General features: G+C 46.0%; 12 protein-coding genes and 1 tRNA gene. 4 read left to right on the forward strand and 9 right to left on the reverse strand.

Annotated elements, in window-relative coordinates:
• Positions 1-42: 42 nt before the first annotated feature.
• Entirely contained in the window at positions 43-2,307 is a 2,265-nt protein-coding gene (gene katG, locus AC27G9_RS04790) for a catalase/peroxidase HPI (protein WP_487071563.1), read from the reverse strand.
• Positions 2,308-2,618: 311 nt separating this feature from the next.
• Positions 2,619-3,440 (reverse strand): universal stress protein, encoded by an 822-nt coding sequence (locus tag AC27G9_RS04795; RefSeq protein ID WP_487071565.1) that lies wholly within the window; start codon positions 3,438-3,440, stop codon positions 2,619-2,621.
• Between the two features lie 265 nt (positions 3,441-3,705).
• On the opposite strand from AC27G9_RS04795, the gene AC27G9_RS04800 reads away from it, so the two are divergent.
• The 4 genes from AC27G9_RS04800 to AC27G9_RS04815 all read left to right on the forward strand — a co-directional run bounded on the left by AC27G9_RS04800 (position 3,706) and on the right by AC27G9_RS04815 (position 9,308).
• A complete protein-coding gene (locus AC27G9_RS04800; RefSeq protein WP_487071567.1) occupies positions 3,706-4,383 on the forward strand; it encodes a response regulator transcription factor in 678 nt (225 codons plus the stop codon).
• Positions 4,370-5,785, forward strand: coding sequence for a HAMP domain-containing sensor histidine kinase (locus AC27G9_RS04805; protein ID WP_487071569.1), 1,416 nt, complete (start codon positions 4,370-4,372; stop codon positions 5,783-5,785). The genes AC27G9_RS04800 and AC27G9_RS04805 overlap by 14 nt, the downstream gene beginning before the upstream one ends.
• Positions 5,786-5,924: 139 nt before the next feature.
• A complete protein-coding gene (locus AC27G9_RS04810) occupies positions 5,925-7,883 on the forward strand; it encodes a DUF1800 domain-containing protein (RefSeq protein ID WP_487071571.1) in 1,959 nt (652 codons plus the stop codon).
• Positions 7,884-7,901: 18 nt separating this feature from the next.
• On the forward strand, positions 7,902-9,308 hold the full coding sequence (locus AC27G9_RS04815; RefSeq protein WP_487071573.1) for a DUF1501 domain-containing protein: 1,407 nt from the start codon (positions 7,902-7,904) through the stop codon (positions 9,306-9,308).
• Positions 9,309-9,428: 120 nt separating this feature from the next.
• Here AC27G9_RS04815 and AC27G9_RS04820 read toward each other — a convergent pair whose 3' ends face one another.
• The 7 genes from AC27G9_RS04820 to AC27G9_RS04850 all read right to left on the reverse strand — a co-directional run bounded on the left by AC27G9_RS04820 (position 9,429) and on the right by AC27G9_RS04850 (position 16,712).
• Positions 9,429-9,839 carry a hypothetical protein gene (locus AC27G9_RS04820; RefSeq protein WP_487071575.1) on the reverse strand — a complete coding sequence of 137 codons (411 nt, stop codon included), beginning with the start codon at positions 9,837-9,839 and terminating at the stop codon, positions 9,429-9,431.
• A 195-nt stretch (positions 9,840-10,034) separates the two neighbouring features.
• Entirely contained in the window at positions 10,035-10,757 is a 723-nt protein-coding gene (locus AC27G9_RS04825) for an SIMPL domain-containing protein (protein WP_487071577.1), read from the reverse strand.
• Between the two features lie 367 nt (positions 10,758-11,124).
• Positions 11,125-11,200: transfer RNA gene (locus AC27G9_RS04830), tRNA-His, on the reverse strand.
• A 21-nt stretch (positions 11,201-11,221) separates the two neighbouring features.
• Complete coding sequence (locus AC27G9_RS04835) at positions 11,222-11,512, reverse strand: helix-turn-helix domain-containing protein (RefSeq protein WP_487071579.1); 291 nt, start codon at positions 11,510-11,512, stop codon at positions 11,222-11,224.
• 254 nt (positions 11,513-11,766) lie between these two features.
• Positions 11,767-12,366 (reverse strand): DUF1287 domain-containing protein, encoded by a 600-nt coding sequence (locus AC27G9_RS04840; RefSeq protein ID WP_487071581.1) that lies wholly within the window; start codon positions 12,364-12,366, stop codon positions 11,767-11,769.
• A 156-nt stretch (positions 12,367-12,522) separates the two neighbouring features.
• Positions 12,523-15,618, reverse strand: coding sequence for an efflux RND transporter permease subunit (locus AC27G9_RS04845; protein ID WP_487071583.1), 3,096 nt, complete (start codon positions 15,616-15,618; stop codon positions 12,523-12,525).
• Positions 15,618-16,712, reverse strand: coding sequence for an efflux RND transporter periplasmic adaptor subunit (locus AC27G9_RS04850; protein WP_487071585.1), 1,095 nt, complete (start codon positions 16,710-16,712; stop codon positions 15,618-15,620). The genes AC27G9_RS04845 and AC27G9_RS04850 overlap by 1 nt, the downstream gene beginning before the upstream one ends.
• Between the last annotated feature and the right edge of the window lie 9 nt (positions 16,713-16,721).

Here is a 16,721-nt window from a genome sequence, read left to right on the forward strand (position 1 = left end):
AAAAGCGCAACCAATTGGCTGCGCTTTATCCGTTTGTCTCAGTTAAAGGTCAAAACGGTCAGACTGCATCACTTTTGTCCAAGCAGAGACAAAGTCATCGACGAATCTTTGCTTAGAACTATCAAAAGCGTAAACCTCAGCCACTGCTCTTAGCTCGCTGTTAGAACCAAAGATCAGGTCGACTGGTGTTGCGGTATAAAGCACCTCACCCGACGCACGATCAACACCTTCATAAATACCCGCTGTCGACGATTTTTGCCATTTTGTTGACATATCCAACAAGTTGACGAAATAGTCGTTGGTTAACGCACCTGGCTTGTCAGTGAATACACCATTGTTGCTGCCATCGGTATTGGCTCCTAGAGCACGCATTCCACCCAACAATACTGTCATTTCAGGCACGGTTAGCGCGAGCTGATCGGCTTTATCAATCAACGCTTCCGTTGGTGACAAGTAGTAACCTTCACTGTAGTAGTTTCTGAAACCGTCAGCTTTAGGCTCAAGGAACGAGAACGAGTTGACGTCAGTTTGTGCTTGTGTCGCATCCCCACGTCCCGGTACAAAAGGCACAGTCACAGACATGCCAGCATCACTTGCCGCTTTCTCGATTGCTGCCGCGCCACCAAGTACAATCATATCTGCCAGAGAGATTTTGGTTTTGCTAAAGAAGCTATCGTTGAAGTCTTCTTGAATCGCTTTCAGTTTATCAACTACCTTCGCAGTTTGCTCAGGGTTATTGACTGCCCAGCTATTTTGCGGCGCTAGCGCAATGCGCGCGCCATTCGCACCACCACGCATGTCTGAGTCACGATATGATGCTGCAGCACCCCAGGCAGTGCTCACGAGTTCAGACACGGTTAGGCCGCTGTCTAAAATTTCTTTCTTCAACTTAGCGATATCTTTATCACCCACGAGCTTGTAATCCGGCGCAGGGATAGGATCTTGCCATACCAACTCTTCTTTCGGGAATGCATCACCCAAGTAATTTGCCCTTGGCCCCATATCACGGTGAGTTAGCTTGTACCATGCTTTTGCAAATGCCAAACGATAGGCTTCAGGGTCGGCCATAAAACGCTCTGCAATCTTGCGGTACTCTGGATCATACTTGAATGCTAAGTCCGCAGTGGTCATTACCGGCGCATTAAACTTGCCTTCAACATGTGCATCAGGAACTGATTTATGCAGAGATTCGTCAGTGGGGACCCACTGAATCGCCCCTGCAGGGCTGCGAGTTTGTTCCCAATCGAAGTTCAATAAGTTAGACAAATACAATGATGTCCAACGCGTTGGCGCTTGTGTCCAAGCTCCTTCTAAGCCACTTGTTACTGTGTCTTCTGAGTGCCCCTTACCACACTTGTTTTTCCAACCAAACCCCTGCTCTTCGATTGGCGCTGCACCTGGCTCAGCTCCCACGCATTTCGCAGGTTTGTGTGCACCGTGCATCTTACCGAAGGTGTGGCCACCAGCCACAAGCGCTAGGGTTTCCTCGTCGTTCATCGCCATACGCGCGAAAGAAGAACGAATATTTTTCGCTGAGCCAAGTGGATCAGGCACACCACCTGGACCTTCGGGATTAACGTAAATGAGCCCCATGTGAACCGCTGCTAGTGGACGTTTAATTTCGCCGTCGGTGTCGCGACGGTCGCTGGCTAACATCTCAACCTCAGGTCCCCAATAAACCATATCGGGTTCCCAATCGTCATCCCGCCCCGCTGCAAAACCATAGGTTTCAAAACCCATGTTTTCTAACGCAACATTACCGGCGAGTACAATGAGATCACCCCAAGAGATAAGCTCACCATATTTTTGTTTCACTGGCCAAAGTAAGCGACGCGCTTTGTCTAAGTTGCCATTGTCTGGCCAGCTATTCAGAGGGTCAAAGCGTTGCTGACCACCGCCGGCACCACCACGGCCATCGAGCGTACGGTATGTGCCCGCCGCGTGCCATGTCATACGAATGAAAAATGGACCATAGTTACCCCAATCTGCAGGCCACCATGCTTGAGAATCAGTCAATACGGTATCAATGTCCGCCTTCAAGGCAGCCATATCCAATTGTGCGAATGCTGCTTTGTAGCTGAAATCTTCACCCAGTGGGTTTGAACGAGAATCGTGGTCTCTAAGGCGGCTTAAGTCGAGTTGATCTGGCCACCAAAACAGATTCGATTTCGCTTGATTCGGCGCAACTTTGCCCATGCCGATAGCACCTTTTGGCTTTGTCATCTCATCAGCTAGCGCTGCGCCTGATAGTGACATCGCCACAACACTCGCAATAGCAGTAACCTTGCAGAAGTTTAAGGCTTTCATTTGTATGGTCCTCATTAAAAAATATGAATTTATTTGACGTTGAGTCTTCATCTCCTAGAGCAAAACTGGAGCGAGCCAATTCATCTGATACCTGCAATAAACTGGCCGACTAACCCTTGCCCCAAAGACAAATACTTCACTCAAGTCGTAGGCAATGAATTCTCAAAAAGTCGTATAAAAAAATAGGCAGAGGACCGATTTAAGTCGAATTAGTTTTTCCTATTGGCTTGATAGATTAATCAAATTGTTCACTTTTTGTTTACCTAAACACAATACAAGATAATGATGAAAAATAATTAAATATTAACAACTTACCTAACAATTAGAGCGTCGACGCGCAAATGCGTGAGAATCTTTTCAGCAGTGTTACCAATGAATAATCCCGTAACCCCAGTGCGACCGACATTACCTAAAACGACTAAATCAGCATTGATCCGCTTGGCAGTCGATTGAATTTCCTCATAGGGTGCACCCGCCTCAACATACTGCAAAAAGTCACAGTCAAGCTCAGCCTGTAGGGCCAATGTTTGCTGCTTATCCATAACTTCATATAGGCGTTGAGTACGCACTTCATCTTGGCTTTTGATTTCTAACTCCAAGGTGAAAAACGACATAGGTACAACAGAAAGCAAATGCATGCTTCCACTGAGTAATTGCCGCTTTGATTCTGTGCGAGCCAACACGGTTTCATCCAACTTTCGCTGTGCAGCGCTGTCGTCTAGGACGTCAACGGTAGCTAACAGCTTGGGGGATTCGGCCCACCGACTGTGGCCAGCAAGGTAAAGGTTGCGGCATTGGGTATATTCAAACAACGCTTTGACTAAATCCGACTCTCTCGCCTCAAGGGGCCAGCTTCGATAAACAAACACGGCGATGTCAGGGCGATAAATAACGGCATCTTTGATATGCGATACCAGCCGCACTTGATCTTCATAATGGTGAAGGGTTAACGCTAACTGAGTATATGCTTCTCCCGCAAGCACCAATTTTATTCGTTGTAACTCCTCTTGGTCGCAAAAAGCGACAATGTCGATGTCAGCCGATACCAGTGTCGAGGCTTTGGCAACAAGTGTTGGTAGCTGTTGCGCGTTAAACGTAACAACAAGAGCGTGTGGCATGTTTGCGTGATTCATATCCGTTTACCTGTAGATAATTTGAACACCCCTACTATCTCAGGTCTGCTCCATTAAAACATTGATACAAATCAAACCCAATAAAATCAATGATTTACAAAAATAAATAATGAAATATATAAAAATAAAAATTTTGCATTTTTTCTGCCCTCCTCACTCGGATATGAGATGAGTGGCTTATGAAACAAACATTACAAGTTTTTAATTTGAAACCTACCTGTAGTCAGTGCTATAGGTGTGTGTAGTTGTATTTGTTCGAGCCCTTATGAATATTTTACTGGTTGAAGATAACGATGAAACCGCTGCATTTATTGCGAGAGGTATCAATGAAGCGGGAGACAAGGTCACTCACGTCGCCGATGGGAAACAAGGTGTAAGTAATGCCATTGCCCAATCCTATGACGTGATCATATTTGACCGCATGTTACCAGAGCTTGATGGCCTGTCTGCGGTGCGCCAAATCCGCAGTGCTGGAGTAGATACACCTATCATCATCCTTACCGCAATGACGGGTATTGATGACCGAGTAGCAGGCTTAAATGCTGGCGCTGATGACTACATGGTAAAACCGTTTGCCTTTGAAGAACTTTACGCTCGCCTCAAAGCACAAACCCGACGTCAAACACTAGATCATGCTCAAACAAAATTACAGGTAGGCGAGCTCATACTTGATAGAACCAGCCACGAAGCGTTTCGAGAGGGTATAAAGTTAGAGTTATTGCCCAGAGAGTACAAAATCCTCGAATACTTAATGCAACACGAAAATCAGTTAGTGACTCGTAACATGCTGCTAGAAAACGTCTGGGGTTATAGCTTTGACCCGAAAACAAGCTTAGTACAAACGCATGTGAGCCGCTTGCGAACGAGGTTAGACAAACCTTTCGATTACGACATGATAAAAACTAGCCGTGGCGAGGGATATATTCTCAATGACGCAAAATAGGCATCTCAAAACCGGACTATTGCAATCGACGAGTTTTCGGCTCGTACTCATCAGTGTCACTAGTGCATTGCTGGTTGCAGTATTGATCATGTGGCTCATCTCCGTGCTCTATACCCACGAACAAAAGCGCAATGAAAAACTCGCATTGCTCGAAGAAGTGGAATGGATCCAAGAATTATATCAGGAGGCGGGAGCACGTGCGGTGATTAACGAAATTGCGGATCAGAATGAACGCATACTGCCTGTTGATGAAATTTATCACTTTTACGAGGACCCCAGTGTATTCTTCCAAATTAGAAATGCCGTTGGTGATGTCGTGGCGGGCTATCCACTTTTGGATGCCAGTTTAGGGTGGTCCATGGCCTCGTTTGAAGAGTTTGAGATGACAAGGCCACTCATTCAATACGCGGTAGAAGCAGACAATGGTTTTGTTCTCACCGTGGCGAAGTTTCGAGAGCCGGGCTTTTATAGCGTCAGAAAATGGCAGTTTGTAGGCATGATCAGTATACTCATCGTCGCCTTGCCTTTGTCTTTGGCAATAGGCTATTTGGGTAGCAAAAGAATTTATCTTCGACTGGCGACTATGTACGACACAACAGCCAGTGTGACCGCAGGCAATGTGGAAGAACGCATCCCAATTGGCAATAAAGACGACGAATTCAAACAGCTCAGCGTCAACATCAATCGAATGTTAGACAGTTTGAAAAGCTTGCAACGTAACATCGACAGCGTCTCGGTCGGCATTGCTCACGATTTAAAAACACCCGTTACCGATCTCAGTGGCCGTTTGCAGCTAATTCAGCACGATATTGATAACCCGAAATCCGTTCAAATTCATCTCGATGCCGCCAACCGACATATTCAAAAAATCCTGACAACGTTTAACGCATTGTTGAGGCTTGGGGAAATTGAAGCGGGCAAGCGGCGTTATGACTTCTCAATTTTTAGCTTGTCCGATTTAGCAAAAGACATCGCTGAAAGCTACGAACCCGTGTTCAGTGATGCTGGAAAATCGCTCAACATTTCGATAATGGATAATGTGGATATACTCGGGGACGCCGACTTAATGAGTCAGCTGATCATCAACCTGTTGGAGAATATTATTGAGCACAGCGGAGAGCAAGCAGAGGCGTGGATTCGTTTACAGTTGAGCAAAAACGGCGCAACCCTGCAAATTGGCGACACTGGTCCAGGCATTCCTCAGGCACATCACTCACGCATTTTTGAACGTTTTTATCGGGTAGATAGTTCGCGAAACAAGGGAGGCAATGGCTTGGGATTGAGCCTGGTGAAATCCATCGCCGATTTACATGCGGCGGAAATTGCCCTTTTAGATAATCAAAAAGGCACTGTCTTCGATTTATACATTTCTGTAACCCCAGCCATTTTGACCATGAAATGAAAATAAAGCATACAAAACAGACACTTAAAAGAAATTAAAAAAGTATACAAATATGTAACGCTACAGCCACCGCTCATGTCTTTAAACTGAATTTGTGTGAGATATAGTTTAGATGTCTTCGATAAATTTAGGTGGCATTATGGAAACTCAAACAAAAAAGACAAACGCAAATCCCATCAAGGGCAGATTGCTGCGGACTTCACTATTGCCGTTGAAAACGCAGATTTACTCATTGTGCCTAATCAGCGCAATGGCACTCAATGGCTGCGGGGGTGGTAATGACGCAGCGGGACAAAATCCCGTTGAACCCACTCCCCCGTCAACTGAGCAACCTACTCCCAACCCACCTACCGCACCAACTCCCCCAACGCCACCTGCAACACCGCCTCCTGCACCGACGCCGGTTCCACCCTCTCCGCCTAATGAAGATGACAATGCAGCCTTCTCTACACAGGCTTCTACCGCTAGGTTTTTGACACAGGCGACATTTGGCCCCTCGATGGCGGATATTACAGCACTGACTGGGACGTCGACATCAGAGTGGATATTGGCGCAATTTGAACAACCAATTGTGCAACATATCCCCAGAATCAACGAATACGACGAACAGTGGTTGGATGGCGATCCGGATTTGGGGCTGTTCTACCCTTCGACCACGACCTTCACATTTTGGCGGGACGCCATTACTGGCCCAGATCAACTCAGGCAACGAATGGTATTTGCACTTTCACAAATATTGGTCGTTTCAAATAACGGTGGCGATTTGCTTTTCGATGTCCCCCATGCTGTAGGCTTTCATCAAGATAACTTACTCCAACATGCATTTGGCAACTATCGAGATTTGCTGGAAGCCGTGACGTATTCTCCAGGTATGGGGTTTTATCTCACTTACATGGGTAACCAAAAAGCCAATCCGGAAACCGGTAGTATGCCAGATGAGAACTATGCTCGGGAGATACTCCAGTTGTTTTCTATCGGACTTGTCGCACTGAACATGGACGGCAGTCAGCAATTGGACAACCAAGGCAACCCCATTGAGCTGTTTGACAACGACGATATCACAGGGTTGGCCAGAGTATTTACCGGCCTTGTTGCTGATATACCAGAGGACGAACAAGAAGGTGATTTCGGCGCAGCGGAGGGCTTCTCAACGCCTATGGTGATCAATCCAAGAAAGCATTCGGAGCGTGAAAAGCGTTTTCTGGGCTTAACCATTCCGCCCAATACGCCAGCAGAGCAAAGCCTCACAATGGCCCTTGATCACATTATGCAACAACCTAGTGTCGCCCCTTTCATCTCTCGGCAACTGATCCAGCGCTTCGTCACCAGCCAACCTTCAAACCAATACATAGAACGAGTAGCAACTGCATTTGAGCAAGGGCGTTACACCTTGCCAAATGGCGTTACCGTTGGCGATGGCCGCAAAGGCGATTTGCAATCAACAATCAGTGCCATTCTCTTAGATGAGGAAGCTAGAGGAGCCGAGTCTCTCGGTAAAATTCGCGAGCCAGTGATTCGTTTTACAAACTGGGCAAGAGCGTTCGATTTAAACAATATCTCACCAGAATATGTGGATGTACTCTGGGACACCCAAGCTCAAGAAGCCCTTGGACAACATCCTTTTCGGCCTCGTTCAGTGTTCAACTTTTACCGCCCGGGCTACGTGGCGCCAGGTACAGCAACAGGCGAAGCTGGCTACACCGTGCCCGAACTCCAAATCATGAATGCAAGCTCAACACCAGGGTATGCCAATTTCATGACCTTTTTTGTTACCACGGAAACCAAGATAGAAAGGGACGAGCTCATCGACGTTTATCAAGAGGCCAATATACCTTTGGACATAGAGACTGCAGAGCTGTCCTTTGTGCCACAGTACAATGCAGAAATTGACATTGCTTCAACTCCACAAGCGCTGATAGAAAGACTGGATTTGCTTTTGACTTATGGTTCGATGAGCGAGCAAACCAAATCGTCGATTTTGCAAGTGGTCAACACCATCGAAATGGACGGACCCGATGACAATGAAAGCGCAGAGCTGCGTGTAATCTTGGCAATCCTGATGCTACTGACCTCACCTGATTTCTTAGTACAACGCTAGGCAAAGGAGTAAACTGAAATGAAAACATCAAGACGACAATTTCTAAAAAACGGAGCCGCAGCGCTTTCTGCCAGCAGTGTAGGTACTGTACTGAGTTCAATGTCTTCGTTTAACGCTTTAGCGCAATCGAATGAGGACGACTATAAAGCCATAGTGTGCATCTTCTTGTTCGGCGGCATGGATTGTCACGACGTTGTGTTGCCTTTTGACCAAGCATCTTGGGACAGTTACGCACAAATTCGACAATCTTTTTTGAATGTCCAAGGTAATACAAGAACTCGGAGTAATCTGTTGCCGCTCAACCCTGTCAATGCCAACGCGTTTGGCAACAGACAGTTTGCCCTGCCGCCGGAAATGCCCAATATAAAATCGTTATTTGATAACGGCAATGCAGCAATTATTGGCAATGTTGGCCCGCTGATTGAACCGGTTTCCAAGTCTCAGTTTGACCAAGACGGCGTGAGACTTCCTCCTCGGTTGTTCTCTCACAATGACCAGCAAGCCACGTGGCAAGCAAGCTCGCCTGAGGGCGCACAATTTGGCTGGGGCGGATTGTTTGCTGACGCAGCACTTGCGGCCAACCCCAACAACGCAAAGGAGTTTACAACCATTACCAGTAGCGGCAACGAGTTGTTTCTAACCGGTCGCAATGCACAGCCCTATCAAATATCGACACAAGGTGCGGCCACTGTGAATGTTTTGGAGTGGCTACGAGAATTCGAAGACTCTGCACAAGGCCAATCACTTCTCAATCAAGTTACGGGTCACTTCGAAGCTAAGAGCTTCACAAGCAACAATCTTTTACAGCAAGACGTAGCGACGATACTTGCCAACGCTTATGCCGCCAATGAGAAATACAACCAAACACAACTGTCAGCTCCTTCGCTTTCAACCCAATTTCCAGCAACGCCGTTAGGCACGCAGCTGCGGGCCGTTGCAAATACGATTTCAACCCGTACCCAGTTACAGGTCAATCGACAAGTATTCCTTGTAGGTATCGGCGGGTTCGATACTCACTCACAGCAGGCTCAAGATTTACCGCAACTGCTGGCGCAATTGGATACCGGCGTTGCTGCATTTTACCAAGCCCTACAAGAGCTAAACTTGACCAATCAGGTTACAACGTTTACTGCTTCAGATTTTGGTCGCACACTGGCGGTAAATGGTGATGGAACGGATCACGGTTGGGGGGGACATCATTTTGTTGTAGGTGGCGCGGTACAGGGAAATCATATCTATGGAACCATTCCACCTGCATCATTCAATCATGAGTGGGACGCCGGTGGTGGCAGACTCATTCCCAGTGTTGCCGTTGAGCAACTCGCCGCACCTCTCGGTCGCTGGTTTGGACTTAACGACGCAGAGCTCAATTCTGCATTGCCAAACCTAGTCAACTTTCCCGATGGAGGCGTTGCCTTTATTTAACCGACCAAGCAAAACGGGCATACAAGGCTGTTTGTATGCCCGATTTCCACGACTGATTTCTGCCAAACCTAATGAGCAAAGGTTTGACAAAAGCGAGAGACTACGCAAATTCCACTAGGACTAGCCATTGTGCTCTTCGGTTACAGAAAACCCGAGTTTCGACATAGCAATGAGGGTAATTTGTATAAGAAAGGCAGGAATAGTAATAAAAATATCGACGCGAATATCGACACTTTGATGCAAAGACATCTCCCACCCCATCCATGCACATAACATCAACACAAACAACCCAGAGGAATAGTACATTGCTGAGTAAGGTGACTTGATAAATGCGGGCCGACGGTGCCTAATGACTTTGAGGCCAATGGCCGAAACAATGGGGATAAGAACAATAACGAAGAACAAAACACCACCGACATATTGCCAGAGCAATTCATCCGGCGTACTCGGCATCGATGGTAGTGCCGCCAAATTGTTGAAAACCAACAAGAACAAAGCAACACAGCTACCTACAATGGCATATCCTTTCATACACAACTTCCTTATTTAAGTCAGACTCACTGCATCCTTTATGGATAACGCTTACTTTACAATGAGATAGGGCTTTTTTACAAAGAATTCAAGGGGCGGGTAATCTCTTCATACCAAACACGTGATACGCCACTAAAAGGCTCGACTACTCGACAAATAACAATCCTCATTCAGTGACAAAGCCAAAGAACAAGATCAGTCTGTTACCTCAATATCAAATACCACGTTTACGCTAGCTGAAAACACAATATTTTCTTGTAAGTATTTGCCGGGCCTAAAGTCACCGGCTGTGATTACTGAGCCCGTAACTGTTATAGTCTCAACGTAATCGTTGTATCCGTTTCGGCTTCTTTGGCGTCGATTTTCTGAATCTATGCTGTATACCTTACCCAACGTCGCATCAAATGCTTCAGCCATCGCATTGGCTTTGTTTTTGGCGTCTTGCACAGCAAATGCTATCGCTTCTTTTTTCAGTTTATCTTTTTCCGAAGACTGGAACTCAATATTGTCAATTTCACTTACTTTTACGCCTAAAGCAAAGTCAAGAAACTCGTTAAGCCGTTTTATTTCATGCAATATCACTTTAATTGAACGACTCGCAATATAGCCATCTAACTCTTCATTATCATCGTCTGAGTATTTGTAACTTGGTTCAGTCGAAATATTAGAGGCACTGACGTTTTTCTCGTTAATTTGAAATGTGTTAAGACCATCCAAAAAGGCATTAACGATGTTATTTACACTGTTTTTAGCGCGTAGCGCGGTAGCCATTTTACTTTCAACACTGAAGCTTATTACGGCGATGTCCGGCACAGCGGAAACCTGAGCTTGCCCATTCACTACAAGATGCCTGTGATTAGGTACGCTTGCAAAAACAGAAATAGAACAAAACAAAAGAATAGATAAGAAATATTTCACATGAACTCCTTGTGAACAATATTGCGCCATGAGACTGAGATCTCAGACAGGTCTTTAGCGTCGCACAACCACCTTTCGCAATAATCAATTTAACAAAAGTGTAATTCTGTTATGCCGTTAATGAATCTTTTTTGCAAGTCACGTAAACATCATTTCCCAAATATAAGTGGTCTGAAACGTACCGTTCGCTCATTGAATATCAATGGCAAAGTACATAGGTTTCTCAGCTACTCCTGTTGTTAGTTTTCGACAAATCCCACCAATATGCTAGCCAGAATTTATCCTCGCTGTATCTGATTTGTGATGTCAGGGGCTCACTATCGCCTTCCTGAATGCACAACGTATAATTATGTGAAAAAGAGGATATTGGGGTGACCTGCGGGAGTCGAACCCGCATCTGCCTGAATCACAATCAGGAGCATTACCTACTCTGCCAAGGCCACACCAATACCCTCTCGTCAATTTTAAAGTGATAACGCCTCACCGTTGGGTAAAGTAATGTTGATCTCTAGCTCCCCACCGATACTCTCGACGTATTTCGCCAATTTATCGATTGGTAACGACGTCATGCGTTTTGATTCAATTTTGCTGACCGCAGATTTACTGACATTCATGGTCAACGCGACAATCTCTTGCTTAATGTTGTTTTCAATTCGAATTTGTTTAAGCGATATGGTTTCCATTTTGATTCCCTCAGAATGCAAATAAAAAAAAGCCCAGATAAAATCTGGGCTTTTCTCGACCCAGAAGTGCATGGCACTCCTGGATAAATACAAGGAGCGCTATGAATGAAGGTGATGGATAAATGAGGTATTCATAACGTTTTATTTTCTCTAATTGGGCATCAATAAGTTGAGGTTTAGACTAACAACGCACTTGCAAAGAATCCATTGGTTTTGGTTTCCATTTAGGAATTTTTGATTCCAGCTACATGGCGAAAACCGAATTCATTGGTTTATGCTCCTGAAGACTAAAACCAAAATTCAGTTCACAGCAATTTCTGTTGTTATCACGAGTCTGTGTAGTCATTGGGAACGTAATGATAGTGGCCACTGATTGTATAGCTGAACAGCATATCTTCAAGTTGAGGGCCACTGCCTATGTTGTGCACTATCATTGGGTTCCCCGTAATTGGGTTCACTTTTTCCGTCACTATACCAATGTGAGGACGATTTCCCGGTAACATCCAAGTTACGATGTCACCAGCCGAGTAGTCACTGGCATTATTTGTCACCTCTAACACTTTACCGAAACGGGTAAAGAAAACTTGCAGGTTAGGGACACGCCTGTGATCGATGTTTTTATCCGGCTTGGTTAACCCCCATATTCGAGCTGAAGGGTATTGGCTAAAGTGATGCTGCATATCCTCGTGAACTAATTGCTGTAAGTCTGTCCCTAAAGATCGATAAGCCCGAATGATTACATCGGTGCATACGCCTTTGTTCTTTGGTACATCACCCCAAGGGTAATCGATAGTGCGATACGCCCCATCGTAGCTAACTTGGTGAGTTGTGCGTTCATGAGCAGCGTCGACAAAATCTTCCGTAAAACTTTTCGCATGAGCCGAAATCGAAACGAAAAAAGCACTCGCTAAAACAATGCTACGCATATCGGTCTCCGTTGATAAGGTAACTTAATTTAGATAACGCTAACGGGAATTGACACACTATGCCAGTTTAAATAGCGAACAAATCTGCACAGCTATCACACAAAAGCGGCAAGAAGCCGCTTTTACAACAAGAGTCGTGTCCCAACTGTAGAGCGCTTATGCCGCCTCCTGCTGAGCATTCGGCATGGGGAATTCTGCGGTGTTATCCCGACTGTGATTCTTAGCTATCTTCAAATAGAACAATGGCAACATGATGAGCGTAAAGAAGGTGCCTATTAGCATACCTGCTACCAAAATTATCCCGATACTGTTTCTCGCTTCAGCACCCGCGCCAGATACTAGAACCAGTGGGAAGTGCCCTAATACGGTTGCAGCCGTCGTCATCAGGATAGGACGCAGTCGTGTTGCCGCACCTTGCTTGATAGCTTCTAACTTTGTTAAACCTTGCATTTGCAGATGATTCGCAAATTCAACAATCAAGATGCCATTTTTAGCAATCAGTCCAATCAGTGTCACCAGGCCAATCTGACTGTAGATGTTCACTGTTGTGAAAGATAGGAATGAGAGGCTTAATGAGCCAGACAGCGCTAAAGGTACACACCCTAAAATCACCACGAGAGGATCTCGGAAACTATTAAACTGCACTGTAAGCAAGAAATAGACAATCACAAGTGACGTGAGTAAAACCATCACCATCGTATTACCTTCTTTTCTCAGTTGGCGAGATTCACCCGCGTAGTCAATCGAGTAATCGGCCGGTAATACGTCGGCTGCAATACTTTCAATCGTGGCTAACCCCTGCTCTCGAGTAATGTGTGGCAATACACCAGCTAACACTCTAAATGCACTTTGTTGATTAAACGAACCCAACACTCTTGGGCTAGTAAAGGTGTTTAACGTTGCAAACGCGGATACCGAAATCAACTCGCCATCACCAGACCGCACTCTCATATCGAGGATGTTTTCTGGATTGTAGCGCTCGCCGCTTTCAACAATAGGAATGACTCTATAGGCTTTGCCATCTTTGTTAAAGTAATTAGCAAAGTTGTTTGACATCAACACACTGAGCTGTTGATTCACCGTTTGCAGGTCTAACCCTAAATCAGCGACTTTTTCTCTGTCGATGATTAACTCCGCCTGCGGTAAATCTATTTTCAAATCCGTGTTGATAAACAGGAAGTTACCGCTCGCTTGTGCTTTTTCAATGATGGCGTCAGCATAACCTTTCATCGTGGCGGGATCATCATTCGCTCTAAACACGATTTCAACGTCGAACTGCCCTGCTGTCGGCAATGCCGCTGGCAGAACTGGAAACAAAGACAAGCCGGAGACACTGCCCAGTCGACCGTATAAATCAAAAAGCAAGTCATGAACCGAATGTTCTCTTTGCTCGAATGGCACTAGGTCTACTCCGCCAAAACCAGCAGAGGCAGTAATGATCTGCCAAGTAAATTGGCCGCCCTCTGTGGCATTCATAACCTCAGCGGTATCGTTCATTTGTGTTGATGTATAGGCTTGCGAAGATTCCGGTGGCGCTTCTACTACAACTTGAATCTGGCTTTGGTCTTCAATCGGTGCCAGCTCTTTTTGTGAAAACATGAAAAAAGGAACCGCTAGCAAAGAAAAAACAACGAAGACAAAAATCAATTGTGGACGATAGCTAAAAACGCGATTCAAGAGCCTAACATAACGCGCTTGCAAGCGATCAAAGAACCCATTTACCCGTCGGGTAAACGCGCCTTCTTTTCCGCCTTCGGGATTAACGTATGCGCTCATAATCGGCGATAAGGTAATGGCGACTAGCCCCGACAACAATACTGCGATTGCCAAGGTAAAGGCGAACTCTCTAAACAAGAAGCCCGTTAAACCCGTAAGAAAGCCGATCGGTGCATAGACTGCAGCCAGGGTCAGCGTCATCGCGATGACAGGTACCAGTAGTTGTCGAGAACTTATCAATGCGGCTTGCAGCCTAGGTTTTCCCTCGCGCATGTGCCTTGCTACGTTTTCCACTACGACAATTGCATCATCTACGACAAGGCCTACAGACAAAACCACCGCCAAAATGGTAAGAATATTAAGTGAAAAGCCCATCATGGATATGATCGCGACTGCCCCCAATATCGAAATTGGGATAGTGATAAGCGGTACTAGCGCAGTTCGCAGAGACCCCATCATGGCTAAAATAACAATTCCCACTAGCAATATGGTTTCACCAAGGGTCGAGAAAATCTCCTTAATCGAGTCACGCATGTAGGATGTGCCATCATAACCAATCGAAATCGTCATACCATCCGGTAGAATGCGATTGATACTGTCGAGTTTCTCGTAAAGCGCATCGCCGATTTCAATTTCATTGGCACCGGGCAGTGCCCAAACGGCGATAAATACAGTTTCTCGGTCGTCTAACCTAGCTGTTACTAGGCCTTCGGCCTCCCCTACTTCTACTCGAGCCACATCTTTCAAGCGCAGTTGCGTGCCATTAACTTCGCGAACAATCAATTCATTGAAATCATCAACACCTTTTAAACTTGTATTGGCCAGTAAATCGATACGCTGCTGCGCATTCTCACTGTACCCCAGCGTCGCAATGGTGTTATTGGCTTGCAGTGCTGAGAAAACATCAACAGCGCTCAAGTCATAAACTGCCAACTTATCTGCGTCTAGCCAAACACGCATCGCAGGATTGCGGCCACCTTCCAATGTTGATTTCTGCACACCAGGGATATCCGTAATACTGGGCAGCACATTTCGCGTTAAATAATCACTGACTTCACTGCGTGGTAAAGTATCTGCTTGAACATCGAGATAAAAAACCGCATATGGGCTGTCTGCACGAATGATCTCAATCGACGGGTCCTCTGCCCCCGTAGGCAATTCAAATTTAATTTGATTGAGCTTTGTGGTGAGCTCTGCCAACGCACTGGTTGTACTGTGGTTGAGTTCAAGCCAGGCCGTCACTTTGCTCAATCCCGATGTCGTCACCGAGTCAACGTAGTCTACGCCGGGCACGGTCGAAGTGACTCGTTCAATTGGCTCGGTTACATACCCTTTCACAACTTCAGCGGACGCTCCGGTATAAACCGTGTTGATAACCAAAGACGCACTTTCAATTTTGGGGTATTGCTGCACCGAAATAGACTTCGACGCACTTAGTCCAGCCAAAACAATGAGCAAAGACAACACGATTGCCAACACCGGACGTTGAACAAAAATGTCCATCACATTAGGTTTACCTTGATTCAGGTCAGACATTAGCGGCTCCCACTCAAATCTGATGAGTCAGTTTGGTCACTGGGGTATACCAGCATACCTTCATAAAGCTTAAATGCGCCGTGGGTCGCAATTAACTCTTCGCCGGTTAAACCAGAAAGTATCAATTGTTGGTCTGCGACTTTCGCTCCCAACTCGACTTTGTGCGGCAAAGCGCGAAACATACCTTGTTCGTCTTTTTGCAATTCATAAACAAATTCACCAAAGTGGTTGCGCGTAATGGCAACACTGGGTACCAACATGACTTGTTGTGGCGTATCGGCAATGACAATATTGACGAATTGATTATGTGAAAACCGCCCTTCACTGTTATCCAACGTCGCTCGATAGCTTTGTTGGCGAGAAGTCATATCGACTGACGCGTTCTTTGCTATCACAGTGGCGGGATACGCTTGCCCATCAATCGCTACGTCAACGCTTTGCCCCATGCTGAGCACAGGCGCGCTTTGAGGCACTGAAAAATCGACCCAAATAAAATCTTCGTTACCCACCAAAGTGCCGATATTGGTGTTGACGTCGAGAAACTGGCCTTCATAGAATGGTGTCAAACTCATGGTGCCCGCGAACGGCGCAAGAATCGTCTTTTTAGCCATGAGTGCTTGTATATTCGCCGCCTCGGCTGTCGCCACATCTAAGTCGGCTTTCGCCACATCAACGTCACTTTGGCTGGTTCGATTACCTTTGCGCAACGATTGCTGCCGCGCGTAGCGTTTTTCTGCCAGCTCGATTCGCGCTTTTGCTGCAGCTAAATTGGCAGACTCCAAGCTGATATCTTGGCGGATTAACACTTGCCCCTGCTCTACTTGCATTCCCGGCTTAAAGCCGACATAGGTTATGGGGCCAGACAATTCATTGCGCACATCTAACACACTCGGCGCACGCAATTGACCAATCACTTTTATCGCGGGAGCATAATCTGTGCGGGAAACATACGTCGTTCTTACACTTGCAGACGGTTCAGGAAACGACTCCCCCATAGCGATAGCCGCCTGTATTTGACCAAATTTCACAAACCCTAAAGACGCTATTACGACAAAAACAACAAAAATGGCAACGAGCCAACGAACAATAGCCATGAAAAAAAT

Source organism: Alteromonas sp. 5NS40-0096 (assembly GCF_057544385.1).